This window comes from Sphingomonas sp. S-NIH.Pt3_0716 (assembly GCF_003950715.1).
GTDB classification, from domain to species: Bacteria; Pseudomonadota; Alphaproteobacteria; order Sphingomonadales; family Sphingomonadaceae; genus Sphingobium; species Sphingobium yanoikuyae_A.
Genome location: NZ_QLJK01000018.1, coordinates 81,415 through 96,334, shown reverse-complemented (window position 1 = coordinate 96,334; position 14,920 = coordinate 81,415). Strand labels below are relative to the sequence as shown.

16 protein-coding genes are annotated in these 14,920 nt (G+C 65.9%); 10 read left to right on the top strand and 6 right to left on the bottom strand.

All coding sequences use genetic code 11. The features are described from left to right. Window position 1: 1 nt before the first annotated feature. Genes BRX37_RS26770 through BRX37_RS15675 form a run of 3 tightly spaced genes read left to right on the top strand, consistent with a single transcriptional unit; the run spans window position 2 to window position 1,247 of the window. Window positions 2–220: a hypothetical protein gene (locus tag BRX37_RS26770; RefSeq protein ID WP_164522473.1), complete on the top strand. Its 219-nt coding sequence runs from the start codon at window positions 2–4 to the stop codon at window positions 218–220. Between the two features lie 2 nt (window positions 221–222). Next, a complete protein-coding gene (locus BRX37_RS15680; protein WP_037507334.1) occupies window positions 223–699 on the top strand; it encodes a DUF2721 domain-containing protein in 477 nt (158 codons plus the stop codon). Beyond that, window positions 696–1,247: a (2Fe-2S)-binding protein gene (locus BRX37_RS15675; protein ID WP_037518613.1), complete on the top strand. Its 552-nt coding sequence runs from the start codon at window positions 696–698 to the stop codon at window positions 1,245–1,247. Before BRX37_RS15680 ends, BRX37_RS15675 begins: the two co-directional genes overlap by 4 nt. 9 nt (window positions 1,248–1,256) lie before the next feature. Here BRX37_RS15675 and BRX37_RS15670 read toward each other — a convergent pair whose 3' ends face one another. The 3 genes from BRX37_RS15670 to BRX37_RS15660 form a co-directional block, all read right to left on the bottom strand. Further along, window positions 1,257–2,066, bottom strand: a complete 810-nt coding sequence (locus BRX37_RS15670) for a DODA-type extradiol aromatic ring-opening family dioxygenase (RefSeq protein ID WP_125988093.1) — start codon at window positions 2,064–2,066, stop codon at window positions 1,257–1,259. A 65-nt stretch (window positions 2,067–2,131) separates the two neighbouring features. Further along, window positions 2,132–4,696 carry an HWE histidine kinase domain-containing protein gene (locus BRX37_RS15665; protein WP_125988091.1) on the bottom strand — a complete coding sequence of 855 codons (2,565 nt, stop codon included), beginning with the start codon at window positions 4,694–4,696 and terminating at the stop codon, window positions 2,132–2,134. After that, window positions 4,689–5,174 carry a biliverdin-producing heme oxygenase gene (locus BRX37_RS15660; protein WP_125988116.1) on the bottom strand — a complete coding sequence of 162 codons (486 nt, stop codon included), beginning with the start codon at window positions 5,172–5,174 and terminating at the stop codon, window positions 4,689–4,691. Before BRX37_RS15660 ends, BRX37_RS15665 begins: the two co-directional genes overlap by 8 nt. Window positions 5,175–5,472: 298 nt before the next feature. Between BRX37_RS15660 and BRX37_RS15655 the strand changes: the two genes are divergently transcribed. The 3 genes from BRX37_RS15655 to BRX37_RS15645 all read left to right on the top strand — a co-directional run bounded on the left by BRX37_RS15655 (window position 5,473) and on the right by BRX37_RS15645 (window position 7,845). Beyond that, window positions 5,473–6,423 (top strand): RcnB family protein, encoded by a 951-nt coding sequence (locus BRX37_RS15655; protein WP_164522472.1) that lies wholly within the window; start codon window positions 5,473–5,475, stop codon window positions 6,421–6,423. Between the two features lie 100 nt (window positions 6,424–6,523). Next, a complete protein-coding gene (locus BRX37_RS15650) occupies window positions 6,524–7,201 on the top strand; it encodes a 2OG-Fe(II) oxygenase (RefSeq protein ID WP_037518624.1) in 678 nt (225 codons plus the stop codon). A 173-nt stretch (window positions 7,202–7,374) separates the two neighbouring features. Then, window positions 7,375–7,845 carry an RcnB family protein gene (locus BRX37_RS15645; protein ID WP_037518627.1) on the top strand — a complete coding sequence of 157 codons (471 nt, stop codon included), beginning with the start codon at window positions 7,375–7,377 and terminating at the stop codon, window positions 7,843–7,845. Between the two features lie 187 nt (window positions 7,846–8,032). On the opposite strand, the gene BRX37_RS15640 is transcribed toward BRX37_RS15645, so the two are convergent. Beyond that, entirely contained in the window at window positions 8,033–9,613 is a 1,581-nt protein-coding gene (locus tag BRX37_RS15640) for a lysine--tRNA ligase (protein ID WP_125988089.1), read from the bottom strand. A 131-nt stretch (window positions 9,614–9,744) separates the two neighbouring features. Between BRX37_RS15640 and BRX37_RS15635 the strand changes: the two genes are divergently transcribed. The 4 genes from BRX37_RS15635 (at window position 9,745) to BRX37_RS15620 (ending at window position 14,080) form a co-directional block, all read left to right on the top strand. Then, window positions 9,745–10,116, top strand: coding sequence for a PilZ domain-containing protein (locus BRX37_RS15635; protein WP_125988087.1), 372 nt, complete (start codon window positions 9,745–9,747; stop codon window positions 10,114–10,116). A gap of 49 nt (window positions 10,117–10,165) precedes the next feature. Beyond that, window positions 10,166–12,919: an ATP-dependent DNA helicase gene (locus BRX37_RS15630; protein WP_125988085.1), complete on the top strand. Its 2,754-nt coding sequence runs from the start codon at window positions 10,166–10,168 to the stop codon at window positions 12,917–12,919. Between the two features lie 91 nt (window positions 12,920–13,010). After that, a complete protein-coding gene (locus BRX37_RS15625; RefSeq protein ID WP_017499105.1) occupies window positions 13,011–13,553 on the top strand; it encodes a SixA phosphatase family protein in 543 nt (180 codons plus the stop codon). A gap of 2 nt (window positions 13,554–13,555) precedes the next feature. Next, window positions 13,556–14,080 (top strand): GNAT family N-acetyltransferase, encoded by a 525-nt coding sequence (locus BRX37_RS15620; protein ID WP_125988083.1) that lies wholly within the window; start codon window positions 13,556–13,558, stop codon window positions 14,078–14,080. Window positions 14,081–14,086: 6 nt separating this feature from the next. On the opposite strand, the gene BRX37_RS15615 is transcribed toward BRX37_RS15620, so the two are convergent. Both BRX37_RS15615 and ihfA read right to left on the bottom strand, forming a co-directional pair. Further along, entirely contained in the window at window positions 14,087–14,431 is a 345-nt protein-coding gene (locus BRX37_RS15615; protein WP_125988081.1) for a MerR family transcriptional regulator, read from the bottom strand. Window positions 14,432–14,513: 82 nt separating this feature from the next. Next, window positions 14,514–14,810 (bottom strand): integration host factor subunit alpha, encoded by a 297-nt coding sequence (ihfA, locus tag BRX37_RS15610; RefSeq protein WP_004209953.1) that lies wholly within the window; start codon window positions 14,808–14,810, stop codon window positions 14,514–14,516. Window positions 14,811–14,920: the final 110 nt, after the last annotated feature.

The following is a 14,920-nucleotide window of genomic DNA, read 5'->3' as shown; positions in this document are numbered from 1 at the left end:
CATGACGGGCGGACGCTGCGGCTGTATCGCAGCATTGCCCGTCATGTGCGCATTGCTCGTCCTCTTCGTAGCGCTCGTCATTGGCGATTGTCATATTGATGCCGGTGACACCCAATGCGCAGCCGGGAAACGACAGGCAGCGATCATCCTGTTCCTTACACCTCTCGCAGGCATCGCCACTTTTGTCCTTGTCCACTGGTTGATAGGGAGAAGGAAATGACAATGATCCCCCTTCCGCAGGTCAGCCAGGTCGCCCAGACGATCCAGCTGGCGCTTGCCCCCGTCTTCCTGCTCGCCGGTATCGGCGCGTTCCTGAATGTCTGCGTCAGCCGGCTGGCCCGCATCATCGATCGCGCCCGTGCGGTCGAGGAATGGGTGTTGAGCACGCGCGGCAAGGAGCATGACCGGATGGTGAGCGAGATTCGCGTGCTCGACCGGCGCATGAGCGTGGTCAATGGCGCGATCTTCCTGTCGGTGGCGTCGGCCTGCGCGGTCTGTCTGGTCGTCATCCTGCTGTTCGCGGGCAATCTGTTCAACGCCCATCTGGGTACGCCGGTCGCGATCCTGTTCAGCCTGGCGATGGTGCTGCAGGCCGCCGCCTTCGGCACCTTCATCCAGGAAATCCGCCTGGCGTCGCGCACCATCCATATCCGCAACGAGGTACTCTACCACAAGGTGGAGGAGGAAGAGGCGGCATGACGCGCTTCACCGTCAACGACCGGCCGGTGCAATATCGGATGGACCCGGAGACGCCCCTGCTGTGGGCGCTGCGCGACGCGTCGAACCTGACGGGGACCAAATATGGCTGCGGCACGGGCGATTGCGGCGCCTGTACCGTGGATATCGACGGCGAGGCGGTGCGGTCCTGCCAGGTGACGATCGGCAAGACCGAGGGCCGGTTCGTCACGACGATCGAGGCGCTGTCGCCCGATCGCGGCCATCCGCTGCAACAGGCGTTCGCGGCCGAGAATGTCTCGCAATGCGGTTACTGCATGTCCGGCATCATCATGGCGGCGTCGGTATTGCTGCGGCGGACCAACGATCCGACCGATGCGGAGATCGATGCGGCGATCACCAATATCTGTCGCTGCGGCGTCTATCCCCGCCTGCGCGGTGCGATCAAGCGCGCCGGCCGGATCATGCGCGGCGAGGACCAGGCCGGCGACAATCCGATCCAGGCCGCACCGCCGCCCGGCATCACGCCGGACGAGGCGGTGCGCACCGTGCCGGCGCTGCGCAAGCCGTAAATATCGGCCTTAACCGAAGCGATAGCCGGACACCGTCCAGCCAAGCACCGTGCTGCGATGGGCACAGATCGCGGCATCCTCGCCGCCAGCGCCCAGCGCCACCATCAGCGGCAGCAGATGTTCCTCGCGCGGATGGGCGAAGCGGGCATGGGGCAGATGATCCCAGGCAGCGACACGCTCCGCGCGACGGGCGGGATCGGGATCGGTCACGGCATCGCGCAACGCATCGTCCCATTCGAGCGAAGGCGCCGTCGCCATCGCCCCGCGCACGCGCAGATTGTGGAAGCTCATGCCCGATCCGACGATCAGCACGCCTTCATCGCGCAGCGGCGCCAGCGCGCGGCCGGCGGCGATATGAGCGGCCGGATCGAGATCGCGGCGCAAGGACAGCTGGGCGACCGGAATGTCGGCATCGGGCAGCGCGACCTTCATCGGAATGAAGACGCCATGGTCCCAGCCCCGTTCGGATTCCCGCGCTGTGGGAAAGCCGGCCTGTTCCAGCAATTCGGCCGCGCGATCGGCAAGCGCGGGTGCGCCCGGCGCGTCCCAGCGGAGCTGATAGGTATGCGGCGGGAAGCCGAAATAGTCGAACAGCAAGGGCGGCCGGGCGCCGTCATGGACAGTGAATCCGGGCGTTTCCCAATGACCCGACACCAGCAGGATCGCGCGCGGCCGTTCCGGCAGGTCGGCGATCAGGCCGGCGAGATAATCCTGCATCGGCTGCCACATGGCGTCGCTGTGCGGGTGCTGGGGATCGGTGGGGTCCATGAAGAAGCAGGGACCACCGCCATGGGGGATGAACAAGGCAGGCTGTTTCATGCCCGCCTAGATCGGATGTCGGCGCCGCCCGCGCAACGCGCCAGGCGGAAACCGACTGTTTCCGGTCAGCCCCTGGCCAGCATCGGAGCGATCGCCTGGGCCAGGGTCGCGCCCGAATAGGGCTTCTTGAGCAGGATAACGTCGCTGAAGCGATCCGGCAGGTCGAGCCCGTCGCCATAGCCGGTGGCGAAGAGGAAGGGCACGCCGCGTTCCGCCAGCATGTCGGCTATCGGCAGGCTGGTTTCATTGCCCAGATTGAAGTCCAGCACGGCGAGGTCGACCGGATGGAGCGTGATCGCCTCATGCGCGCGGCCGATGCTGGCGGCAGTCACCACCTGCGCGCCGAGGTCGCGCAGCGCATCCTCGCCATCCATGGCGATGATCATATTATCCTCGACCAGCAAAATCTGCCGCCCCTTGAGCAGATGCGGCGAGGGAGCGGGCGCCGGCTTGGCGCGATCGGTGCCGGCCACGTCGGGCAGGATCGAGGCGACATGGGCGGAGGGAATACAGAAGCGCGCCTCCAGCCCCGCCAGCCGATAATTGACCTCCGCCCGGCCATCCAGATCATAGGGAATGGAACGCTCGATCACGGTCGAGCCGAAGCCCCGACGCGAGGGCGCGACGACCGCCGGGCCGCCGCTTTCCAGCCAGTGGAGCAGCAGGCTGCCCTCGGCATCGACATGCCAGTCGATCGCGACCGATCCATTGTCCGACAGTGCCCCATATTTGGCCGCATTGGTCAGCAGTTCGTGGATGACGAGCGCCAGCACGGTGAAGGCGGCGGGGGTCAGCAGCACATTGGGACCGGTCAGCTTCACCCGGTCACGCCGGTCGCCGAGATAGGCGCCAGCCTCCACCTCGATCAGGTCATAGAGGCGCGCGGGCGCCCAGCGATCCGCGGTGATCTGGTCATGGGCACGGGCCAGCGCATGGACACGGCTTTCCAGCGTGCCGATGAACTGGTCGACCGACATGGCGCTGTCGCGGGTCTGGGAGATCAGGCCGCGGATCAGCGCGAGGATATTGCGGACGCGGTGGTTGAGTTCCGCGATCAGCAATTCCTGCTTCTCATGCGCGCGCTGCCGTTCCTCGTCAGCGGAATCGGACAGGCGCAGGATGACTTCCAGCAGCGCCGTGCGCAGCGCTTCGGCGACGCGCAGTTCGGCCGGCATGAAGGCTACGGCCGTGCCCTTCACCAGTTCCGACCATTCCTCGAAACTCTTGCGCGGGGTCAGGCGCGGGCCGTTGGGGCCATATTCGATATGCTTGTCCTGCTTGCCGGCCCAGCGAACCGAACGCAGCTGTTCGGCACGGAACAGCACGACATAGTCGCGCGGCCGGCGCGAGATCGGAATGGCGAGCAAGCCGGCGGCGCGATCGGCATGGGCCAGGGCTTCCGGCATGATGCGGGCGATGCTGTCGGTGGTATAGACCTGGCTGGCGGCGGTGCGGTTGAGCATCGAAACGATCGCGGCGAAGGACGGCTCGTCCGGGGTCAGGCCCGACAGGGTCATCTGTCCGTCGATATAGATGCCCACGCCATCGGCGGGGATCGTGTCGAAGATGATGTCGCCCAGCCAGCGGGCGTTGGACATCAGGTCATGATCCTGCGCGACGGCGGAGAGCAGCCGGTCGGCGACCTGGCGGGCCTTGCCCTCATAGCTCGCCGTTTCCGCCCGCTCGCGCCCTTCCAGCATCATCGAGAAGATCTGGCCGAACAGTTCGGCGGCGCTGCGCTGCGCGAAGCTGGGCAGGCGCGGCGCATAATGGTGGCAGGCGAACAGGCCCCACAGCTTGCCATCAACGATGATCGAGATGGAGAGCGAAGCCCCCACCCCCATGTTGCGCAGATATTCGATATGGATCGGCGACACCGCGCGGGTGACGCAGAGCGACATGTCGAGCGCGGCGCCGGCGGGATCGAGCGCCGGGATAACGGGCACCGGCGGCGCGTTGATGTCGGCGATCACCCGGAAGATGTTGCGCATGTAGAGCGCGCGCGCCTGCGTCGGGATGTCGGAGGCCGGATAATGCAGGCCGAAGAAACTGTCGATGCCGGGACGCAGCGCCTCCGCCACCACCTCGCCATCGCCATTGTCGGCAAAGCGATAGACCATCACCCGATCGAAGCCGGTGAGCGCCCGCACCTGGCGCGCACCATCGCGCAGGAAGGCGGTCATGCTGTCCGCCTGCGCCAGCCGCGCGACCATCGAGCGGACCATGGAACTGGCCTCCATCTCGTCGGGCACGGCGGGTTCCGCCTCGATCACCACCAACTGGCCGGAGAAATGGACGGCCACGTCGAACGGCGCACCGCCCTCCACCAGCGGCAGCGAGAAGACACGCTCCACCGAATCGGGGCCGCGCAACAGGGTGATGCGGTTGCGCAGCGTGTGGATCGCATCGGCGATGAAGAGCGCGCTGATCGGCTGGCCCAGCATCTCGTCCGGCGCCAGGCCGATATGGTCGGCACTGTTGGTCGATACGCGCGACACCAGCCAGTCGGCGGTCAGGGCAACGAGAAAGCCGAAGGGCTGGACCGTGCCGAGCACATGGATCGGCTCGCGATCGCAATTGTTGATGTCGACGGCGAAGCCCTGGGCTTCCGGGCTGATCACATCAGTCACAGGCGACCTCCCGCTCGGCGCGCGCGCCCGCCTCGAACAGGGTGAAGGCCGTCCAGGCGCCGGCGATCGCATCGTCCAGCCAGTCCGCGTCGCCCTGAGCCGCGGCGTCATCCAGCTGCTGCTGGAAGGCAACCCAGCCGCCCTTGCCATGCACGGCGGACAGATAGGCGCGGGGCAGATCCTGCGCGACCTGGCGCGCAAGCATCGCACCGCCCAGACGCGATCCTTCGAGCGCATAGAGCAGGCCCCAGCGGAAGCCGCCGCCGCCCGTGGACGGCATCGACAGCGGCGCAGGCATAGCCTCCCCCAAGGCCGCCAGATCCTGCGCCATCAGCGCAAGGCGCGGCGAATCGGGCTGGGCGACCGGCTCCAGCGCGGCGATCGCGCGGGCATGGGCACGCAGGAACGCCCGGTAATCGGGCGCGGAAGCGAGCGAAAAATGGGAAAACAGGTCATCGACCCGTTGATGGCTCTCCATCGTCGCGGCGCGCAGGGCCTGTCTTGTGCGGCCGGCATCGGCGGTTCTTATCACCCGTTGGTCCTAATGGTTGTTTGTCGGCACTGCACTGATCTGGATCAGCTTTGCGCCGAACAGCCCATTTACCGGGCTTTGCCGATGCAAGATGGTGGGATGGATGGAATGATCGAGATTGTCCATTGTTCCGGGACAGAATCTTTCAAATCGCTGACAGAAGAGTTCAGCATCGCGACATCGCCATCCGCGTAGAGATGCGGCATGAAGGGAACAGATGGTTCCCGCACGAGGAATCGGAACGATGCTGAGGAAATGGATGCTGGCCGGCCTGATGGGTGCGACGCTGCTGAGCGGCATGGCACCGGCCTATGCCCAGCGTGGCGACAATGGCGGTGGTCCGCGCGGCGAGCGTGGCGCCGGCAATCCCGGAAACCGGGGCGGCGACATGCGCGGCTCCCAGGGCAGCACCCGCTGGCAGGGTGGCGGTGATCGCGGCAATGGCAATGCTGGCGGACGTCCGCAAATGGCGGCGCCTGCACAGCGCTGGCAGGGTGGCCCCGAGCGGGTAAGCCGGCCGGACCAGCGGCCCGACCAGCGCGCCGATCGCCCCAATGGCAATTGGCAGCGTCCCGGCAATCCGACCCCCGGCATGCAGCCGGTCGCCCGCCCCGACCGCCCGGACGGACGCGGTGATGGGCGCAGGGTAGACGCGCGGCCGGATAGTCGCGCCGACTGGAATCGGCAGGTCTGGGACCGCAATCGCAACGGGAACGACCGCGATCGCAACGGCCGCGACTGGAATGATCGCAATCGCGACGGTCGCCCCGACGATCGGCGCTGGAGCGACAATGACCGGCGCGGCGATCGCCCCGGCTATCCCGGCAACTGGAACAATGGTGGCCGCCGCTATGACGATCGCACCCGTTGGGCCGACCAGCGCCGCTGGGACAATGGCTGGCGCCAGGACCGGCGCTATGACTGGTATGGCTATCGCAGCCGCTTTGGCGACCGCTATCGCATGGGCCGCTATTATGCGCCGTCGGGCTGGAATTATGGCTATCGCAGCTTCTCGATCGGCGTGTTCCTGTCGGGGCCGCTCTATGGCAGCAATTACTGGCTGAACGATCCCTATTATTACCGCCTGCCGCCCGCCTACGGCACGATGCGCTGGATCCGCTATTATGACGACGCGCTGCTGGTCGATGTCCGCGACGGCTATGTCGTCGACGTGATCCGCAACTTCTTCTGGTGACAGCCTCCTGAACTGGCCTTCAGGACACTAGGCCCGGTGCGACACCGCACCGGGCCCTTTTTCATTGCGTGGCGCCGGCCGGAAATGGCAGGGAGGCGGCATGAACGAGATAGTGGATGATGGCGGCATCGCGTCGCCGGCCCGCGCCGCGATCGGCGATCGGGTGCGCGAGAAACTGAACCGCAACCCGTTGGTCAGCCGCATCGATAGCCCCCATCTGGAAATCTATGGGCGGCAGGATTTCCTGGGCGCCGAAGAATGCGCGGTGATGCGCGCGATCATCGATGCCGGCGCCCAGCCATCGACCCTGTTCACCGGGCGGGAAAATGCCGATTATCGCACCAGCCACAGCTGCAATCTCGACCGGGAAGACCCGTTGGTCCATGCGATCAGTGCCCGCATCTGTGCGATGACCGGGCTGGAGCCTGACCATGGCGAGACATTGCAGGGGCAACGCTATACCCAGGGCCAGGAATATAAGGTCCATTGCGACTATTTCCCGGTCAATGCCAGCTATTGGCCCGAAATGCGCAAGACCGGCGGCCAGCGTAACTGGACGGCGATGATCTATCTGTCGCCGGTCGAGGGCGGGGGCGAGACCCATTTTCCACGCTGCGAATTCATGGTGCCGCCGATCGAGGGGATGATCCTGATCTGGAACAACCTGAAGCCCGACGGCGCGCCCAACCCCTATAGCCTGCACGCCGCCCGGCCGGTGGCTCAGGGCACCAAATATGTCGTGACCAAATGGTTTCGCGAACGTCCCTGGGTTCGCTGACCCAGAAGGTCGCGCGCCATTACACTTTGCGACATAAATGACTGGTTCCTGACAGCGCCGTTCCCGGACGGTTCAGCGAATCCACTCCATATTCAACATGTTGGTAAGGGAACCTGCCCCGCTTGAAGCGGTTGGAAGCGTCCCCGAGCCTCCAGATTGATGGGAGTAGAAATATGCGCAAGATCATCATCCTTGGCCTTCTTGCGGCCACCGTCGTCCCCAGCGTCGCTTCTGCCCAATCCTATGGCGAAGCCCGCCGCAGCGAGCAGCGGCTGCGCGAAGACCAGCGCGACCTGCGCGCGGCCCAGCGCTATGGCGATCGCCGCGATGTCCGCGAAGCCCGTCGCGATGTTCGCGACTCCCGCCAGGAAGCGCGGGAAGACTGGCAGGATTATCGCCGCAGCCACCGCGACGTCTATCGCGCCGGCAACTGGAATGCGCCCTTCCGCTATTCGCGCTGGAATGCCGGCGCCCAGCTTCGCCCGGCCTATTATAGCTCGCGCTATTATATCGCCGATCCCTATCGCTATCGCCTGCCCCGTCCGGCCGTCAATCAGCGCTGGGTCCGCCACTATAATGACGTGATGCTGGTGAATGTGCGCACCGGCCGGGTGATGACCGTCCATCGCGGCTTCTTCTGGTAAGCCGGACGACGAAACAGAAAAGGCCCCGGACAGCGATGTCCGGGGCCTTTCCTTACCCCCTTGGCCGCGCCCCCCGTTTCCGGGCGGGCGCGGCCGATGCCGTGCCAGGCACGCCATCAGTCCGAAAGGGGGGTGGACCGTTCGCGAAACGCCCTGCGCGCGCGATGGTTCCCCCGCTTCGTTCCGATCAGACGGCCAGCGCCTGCGCAATCAGCTTGCGGCTGTTGTCGATGCCATAGAGCGCGATGAAGCTGCCCATGCGCGGCCCTTGATCGGCGCCCAGCAGCGTCTGGTAGAGCGCCTTGAACCAGTCGCGCAGTTCAGCGAAGCCAAAGGCTTCTTCCTTGCCGATGGCATAGACGATATTCTGAATATCCTCCGCGCTGGCATCGGCCGGCAAGGCAGCCAGTTCTACATCCAGCTGGCGCAATGCGGCAGCTTCGTTCGCGTGCGGTGCCCGGCGCTGGAGCGTCGGCGCGACGAAATCGCGATGATAGGCCAGTGCATGACCGATCAGCGCGTCCAGTTCCGGATAGGTTTCCGCGCTGGCGCCGGGCACATAATTCTGGAGATAGCTCCACACCTGCTCACGGCTCGCATCGCCCATCACGCCGACCAGATTGAGCAGCAGGCCGAAGGTCACCGGCAGTTCGCCCTGCGGCAGCTTGCCATCATGGATATGGTGGACCGGGTTGCCCAGCTGCTGCTCGATCGCCTGCTTGGGGTAATTGGTGCGGAACTGCCAATATTCATCGACCGCGCGCGGGATCACGCCCATGTGCAGCTGCTTGGCCTTCTTGGGCTCGCGATAGGCGTAGAAGGCCAGGCTTTCCTGCGGACCATAGGTTAGCCATTGTTCGAGGCTGAGGCCATTGCCCTTCGACTTGGAAATCTTCTCGCCCTTTTCGTCGAGGAACATCTCGTAATTGAAGCCCTCGGGCGGACGGCCGCCGAGCGCGCGACAGATTTTCGACGACTGGGTGACCGAGTCGATCAGATCCTTGCCCGCCATTTCATAGTCGACGCCCAGCGCATACCAACGCATCGCCCAGTCGACCTTCCACTGCAGCTTGGCGCTGCCGCCCAGGATCGACTGCTCGATCGTCTCGCCTTCATCCACGAAGCGGACGAGGCCCGCCTCAGCATCGATCACCTCGACCGGCACCTGCAGCACGATGCCGCTCTTCGGGCTGATCGGCAGCACCGGCGAATAGGTCGCCTGCCGTTCCTTGCGCAGGGTCGGCAGCATGATGTCCATGATCGCCTGATAGCGGCGCAGCACCTGGCGCAGCGCTTCGTCGAAGGCACCGGCCTGATAGCGTTCGGTCGCGGACACGAATTCATAGTCGAAGCCGAAGCTGTCGAGAAATTCGCGCAGCATCGCGTTATTGTGATGCGCGAAGCTTTCATATTTCTCGAACGGATCGGGCACCTGCGTCAGCGGCTTGCCCAGATAGTCCGCCAGCATCGCCTGGTTCGGCACATTGTCCGGCACCTTGCGGAAGCCGTCCAGATCGTCGCTGAACGCCACCAGCCGGGTCGGGATGTCCGACAGCGCGTGGAAGGCATTGCGAACCATGGTGGTGCGCAGCACTTCGTTGAAGGTGCCGATATGCGGCAGGCCCGACGGGCCATAGCCGGTCTCGAACAGGATATGGCCTTTCTCCGGCGCGCCATTGGGGTAACGCTTGAGAAGCTTGCGCGCCTCCTCATAGGGCCAGGCCTTGGACGCGTTCGCGGCGGTGCGGAGAATGTCGGATATGGTCATGATGCCAAAGCCTCTACCGCCGCGAAGGGCGAAAGGGAACGGCTTTTGGAGGCAAAAACGCGTTAAACCGGGCTTCATATTTAGATTTTGTTCACCCTGTTCCTCCATGGTCTGGTCATATGGAGGCTCCCATGCAGACACCCCGCAGCCGCGAACGGATTCCCGTCGACATCGCGATCACCATCACGACCGTGCTCGACAGCCTGGAAGGGACGATCGTCGATCTGAGCGCGGGTGGCGCGCAGGTCGTCGGCTGTTCGCTGCCGACCGGAAGCCAGTGTCAGCTGGATATTGACGGCTATAGCGTGTTCGGCACGGTGCGCTGGTCGGAAGAGGACCGGATGGGCATCCGTTTCCCCTATATCCTGACCGAAGGGCCGTTGTTCGAACAGCTGGAAATGGCACGCCTGGCCCGCCGCGCGCCGGTGGCGTTCCAGCCCCGACCGGCTACGCCCGCCTTCGTCTATTCCGGCCCCATGGGTTTTGGCCGCCGGACCAATTGATCGGCGCATTTCGGTTTCCCTTTTGTTCGCCTTGCCCTAAGCCGGGCGGGTGATCGATCCTGCTGCCCTGCCCGCCCTCCATGCCAGCCATGGCGGCATCTGGCTGCGCGAAGGCAGCCGCACCATGGGCGTCGCCAAGGGGCAGGCCATTGCCCGCACCGCCGAGACGCCGACGCTGCTGCTCAATGCACCGTTGACCGGCCAGCGGCTGGGCTATCCCGATCTCAATGGCCTCGACCTGCTGGAACTCTGGGCCTTCGTCCATCCCGCGCGCTTCCTGGTGCCCACGCCCAAGGGGCTGGCCGAGGCGCTGGACCTGCCGCAGCCGGCACAGGAAGGCGATATCCCGGCCCTGTTGCAAATGGCGGCGCGCGCGCTGCTCGACCGGCTCGATTCCCCGGAATGGAAAGAAAGAGAAGGCGGGTGGACCGCAGCGCAGGCGCTGCACCGGCTGCGCTGGCCCTGGTCGCCGCTGGTCGCGCCGCGCATCAACCGCCCGGCGGAGGCGGAACGCTGGCTCTTTTCCAAGCTGCCCGAATGGGAGGAAGCCGCGCCCCGCCCTGCCCCGCGCACCGTCGCGATGGAGGAGGAGGCCGTGCTGGCGCGGCTTGACAGCCTGACCGGACCGAGCGCCGAACCCCGCCCCGGCCAGCGCGCCTATGCCGCCGCCGCGATGGAGGCCTTTCGCCCGCGCACGCATCGCGACCAGCCCAATATGCTGCTGGCGGAAGCCGGCACCGGCATCGGCAAGACGCTGGGCTATCTCGCGCCCGCCTCGCTCTGGGCCGCGCAGGCGCAGGGCACGGTGTGGATATCCACCTATACCAAGGCGCTGCAACGCCAGCTCGACCGGGAATCGCTGCGCCTCTTCCCCGATCCGGCGACCGCCGCGCGACGCGTGGTGGTGCGCAAGGGGCGGGAAAATTATCTCTGCCTGCTCAATCTGGAAGATGCGTTGCAGGGCGGTTTTGCCGGCCGCGCCGCCATATTGGCGCAACTGGTCGCGCGCTGGGCCGCCTTTTCCAAGGATGGCGACATGGTGGGCGGCGACCTGCCCGGCTGGCTGCCCATCCTGTTCCGCCGCAACGGCTCCACCGCGCTGACCGACCGGCGCGGCGAGTGCATCTATGCCGGCTGCCCCCATTATCGGAAATGCTTCATCGAGCGGTCGGCGCGGGCATCGGCCGAGGCGGACATCGTCATCGCCAATCATGCGCTGGTGATGATCAACGCCGCGCGCGGCCGCGAGACCGGGCAACGCCCACAGCGCATCGTCTTCGACGAGGGCCATCATCTGTTCGACGCCGCCGATTCGACCTTTTCGGTCGCGCTGTCGGGGCAGGAGGCGATCGAACTGCGGCGCTGGGTGATGGGACCGGAAGGCGGATCGCGCGGCCGCCGCCGGGGCCTGGCGGCGCGCCTGTCCGACCTTGCCAGCTATGACGAGGAAGGCGGCGAGGCGATCCGCACCGCAGTGGAGGCTGCGCGTGCCCTGCCCGCCGACGACTGGCTGAAACGCATCCTGGCGGGCGAGCCCTTCGGCCCGCTGGAGGAATTGCTCGCCACGGTGCGCGGCACCGTCTTCGCGCGCGCCGCCGACAGCGGCGAGGCGGATGCCGGCTATGGGCTGGAGACCGAACTGGCCGAGCCCGATGGCCCGCTGGTCGAGGCGGCACAGGAAGCGGCGATCGCGCTCGATGCGCTGCTGAAGCCGCTGGTTCGGCTGTCCAAACGGCTGGAAGCCGTATTGGAGGATGCGCCGGACTGGCTCGACGGCGCGGCGCGGGCGCGGATCGAAGGGGCGATCGGATCGCTCGCCTGGCGCCGCGACCTGATCAGCGCCTGGCTGGCGCTGCTGGCGCGGATCGGCGGCCCGGCCGACCCCGATTTCGTCGACTGGATGACCGTCGACCGGGTGGAAGGGCGCGAATATGATATCGGTCTGCACCGCCACTGGCTCGACCCCACCCGGCCGCTGGCCGAGGCGGTGCTGCAACCCGCGCAGGGGGTGATCGTCACCTCCGCCACGCTGAAGGGCGGCGGCGACTGGTCCAATGCCGAAGCACGCAGCGGCGTCACCCATTTGCCCCACAGCGCCGAGCGGTTCGAGGCGGCCAGCCCGTTCGACTATCCCGGCCGGGCCGAGGTGCTGATCGTCACCGATATCAAGCGCGGCGACATCCCCGCCATGTCGGGCGCCTATGCCCGGCTGATCGAGGCATCGGGCGGCGGCACGCTGGGCCTGTTCACCGCGATCCGGCGGCTGCGGGCGGTGCATGCGCGCATCGCCGATCGGCTCGCCCGCGCCGGCCTGCCGCTCTATGCCCAGCATGTCGATCCGATGGATACCGGCACATTGGTCGATATCTTCCGCGACGATCCGCGCGCGTCGCTACTGGGGACAGATGCGTTGCGCGATGGCGTCGACGTGCCCGGCCATTCGCTGCGGCTGGTGGTGATGGAGGGCGTGCCCTGGTCCAAGCCGACCGTGCTGCATGCCGCCCGGCGCCTGGCGGGGGGTGGCAGCGCCTATGACGACCGGCTGATCCGGGCGCGGCTGGCGCAGGCGTTCGGCCGGCTGATCCGCCGCGCCGAGGATAAGGGCAGTTTCGTGATCCTGTCCGCCGCCATGCCGAGCCGACTGCTGAGCGCCTTCCCGCCCGGCACGCCGATCCGCCGGCTGACGCTGGACGAGGCGATCATCGCCGTCAGCGCAAAGATGCAGGCGCGGGACATGCAGGACGCTGGTCTTGGCGACCGAACAAGGTTAGGGCATCAGGGAAGCGAACCCGGCATGCGGTGACCCGACAGGGCACGGCGCCTTTGTTTTCTGCGTTTTTGCGAGTCGGCAGGAGATATTCCGCCGCGACAAGGCGCGAGGAGCTGGAGCGAGAATGAAGCGGTTGACCCTGTTGCGCCATGCCAAGTCCGATTGGGACGATCCGGTCGCGCGGGATTTCGACCGGCCGCTCAACCGCCGGGGGGAAAAGGCCGCGCTGCTGATGGGCCAGTTCGCCGCGCGCAAGGATATGCGGTTCGACCTGCTGGTCGCATCCCCCGCTGCCCGCGTCGTGCAGACGCTCGACACCTTCTTCACCGGCTATGGCGAAACGCTGGACGCGCGCTGGGACCGGCGCATCTATCTGGCCTCTGCCCCGACGCTGATCGATGTGCTGCGCGATTTGCCGGACGAGGCGGACAGCGTGCTGATGGCAGGGCATAATCCCGGTTTCGAGGAACTGATCCTGAGCCTGGTCCCCGATGATGGCGCCAATCCGCTGCGCGAGGATGTGGAGATCAAGTTTCCGACCGCCAGCATTGCGGTGATGGATCTCGCCATCGACCAGTGGGACGCGACGACGGACAAGTGCGGCACATTGCTGAGCTTCACCCGCCCCCGCGACCTGGACCCGGCCCTGGGTCCGGGATCGCGCTGAGTTTGACCACGCCGATTCACTGGCGGCCGGCTGTCGCCTCCGATGCCGCCGCATTGGCGATATTGGGCGGCGCCACTTTCCTGGCCAGCTTTGCCCATGACCATCCCGGCGAGGCGCTGGTCGCCCATATCCGCAAGGCGCATGGCGAGGACTATTATCGCGCCGCCCTCGCCGATCCGGCCCAGACGATCCTGATCGGCGAGACGCCATTGGGCGCGCCGGTCGGCTATGCGCTGATCACGCCGCCCGACCTGCCGGTACCGACCGACGACCGAACGGATGTCGAACTCAAGCGCATCTATTTGCTGAACGGGTGGCAGGGTGGCGGCAATGGCGACGCGCTGATGGCGCTGGTGCTGGCGGAGGCCCGGCGACGCGGCGCACGCCGGCTGCTGCTGGCCGTCTATCCACAGAATGATCGGGCGCGGCGCTTCTATGCCCGGCATGATTTTGTCGAGATCGGCGAACTGACCTTCATGGTCGGGGACGTGCCGTTCCGCGACCTTGTCTATGCCCGGATGCTCTGATCGCGATCAGCGACCCAAGGCGCGCGCCAGATCGGCCCGGATGGCTTCGAGCCGGGCGATCAGGTCCGGTTCCGGCGTCGCGGCGGGCAGCGGATCCACCGCTATATCGTCCGGGCCGTCTGCCAGCGCCTTCTGCGCGCCCTTGACGGTGAAGCCCTCGACATTGAGCAACTGGTTGATGCGCCGTGCCAGCGCCACATCGGCAGGACGATAGTAGCGCCGGTTGCCCGATCGCTGGAGCGGACGCAATTGCGGAAAGCGGGTTTCCCAATAGCGCAAAATATGTTGGGCAAGACCCAGCTCTGTCGCCAGTTCGCTGATGGTCAGAAATGCGCCCTCGGCCTTTTCCATGGGCGCGATGTTGCACCCATAGTCCCGTAAAGGTCAACTACGGTAAATATACGCCAATACTACAAAAGCTGACCGAATTGCCTCAGGTCGAGGCGACGCGGTCCCGCATCGTCTGGCTCGCGCGGAATGTGAGCACCCGGCGCGGCTCGATCGGCACCTCGATCCCGGTCTTCGGGTTGCGCCCCATGCGCTCATTCTTGTCGCGCAGGACGAAGGTACCGAAACTCGAAATTTTCACATTTTCGCCGCGCTCCAGCGCAGTCGACATATGTTCCAGGATCGATTCGACCAGTGCCGCCGCTTCCGCGCGGGACAAGCCAATGTGACGATTGACGCTCTCCGCCAGATCAGCGCGGGTCAGTGTGCCAGTGCCGGTCATCGCAAATCCCCAATGTGCCCCCCTGCATCATCTGCCGGGGCAAATGATTGCGACACAAATGTGATGCATGTTGGGTGATTCGGCAAGCAGGTCAGATACGTAGGGGCGAT

Excerpts from the sequence above, each read along its gene's own strand:
- BRX37_RS26770 (WP_164522473.1), top strand. The coding sequence starts at position 2 with ATGACGGGCGGACGCTGCGGCTGTATCGCAGCATTGCCCGTCATGTGC.
- BRX37_RS15680 (WP_037507334.1), top strand. The coding sequence starts at position 223 with ATGATCCCCCTTCCGCAGGTCAGCCAGGTCGCCCAGACGATCCAGCTG.
- BRX37_RS15675 (WP_037518613.1), top strand. The coding sequence starts at position 696 with ATGACGCGCTTCACCGTCAACGACCGGCCGGTGCAATATCGGATGGAC.
- BRX37_RS15670 (WP_125988093.1), bottom strand. The coding sequence starts at position 2,066 with ATGAAACAGCCTGCCTTGTTCATCCCCCATGGCGGTGGTCCCTGCTTC.
- BRX37_RS15660 (WP_125988116.1), bottom strand. The coding sequence starts at position 5,174 with ATGGAGAGCCATCAACGGGTCGATGACCTGTTTTCCCATTTTTCGCTC.
- BRX37_RS15655 (WP_164522472.1), top strand. The coding sequence starts at position 5,473 with ATGCTGAGGAAATGGATGCTGGCCGGCCTGATGGGTGCGACGCTGCTG.
- BRX37_RS15650 (WP_037518624.1), top strand. The coding sequence starts at position 6,524 with ATGAACGAGATAGTGGATGATGGCGGCATCGCGTCGCCGGCCCGCGCC.
- BRX37_RS15645 (WP_037518627.1), top strand. The coding sequence starts at position 7,375 with ATGCGCAAGATCATCATCCTTGGCCTTCTTGCGGCCACCGTCGTCCCC.
- BRX37_RS15640 (WP_125988089.1), bottom strand. The coding sequence starts at position 9,613 with ATGACCATATCCGACATTCTCCGCACCGCCGCGAACGCGTCCAAGGCC.
- BRX37_RS15635 (WP_125988087.1), top strand. The coding sequence starts at position 9,745 with ATGCAGACACCCCGCAGCCGCGAACGGATTCCCGTCGACATCGCGATC.
- BRX37_RS15625 (WP_017499105.1), top strand. The coding sequence starts at position 13,011 with ATGAAGCGGTTGACCCTGTTGCGCCATGCCAAGTCCGATTGGGACGAT.
- BRX37_RS15615 (WP_125988081.1), bottom strand. The coding sequence starts at position 14,431 with ATGGAAAAGGCCGAGGGCGCATTTCTGACCATCAGCGAACTGGCGACA.
- ihfA (WP_004209953.1), bottom strand. The coding sequence starts at position 14,810 with ATGACCGGCACTGGCACACTGACCCGCGCTGATCTGGCGGAGAGCGTC.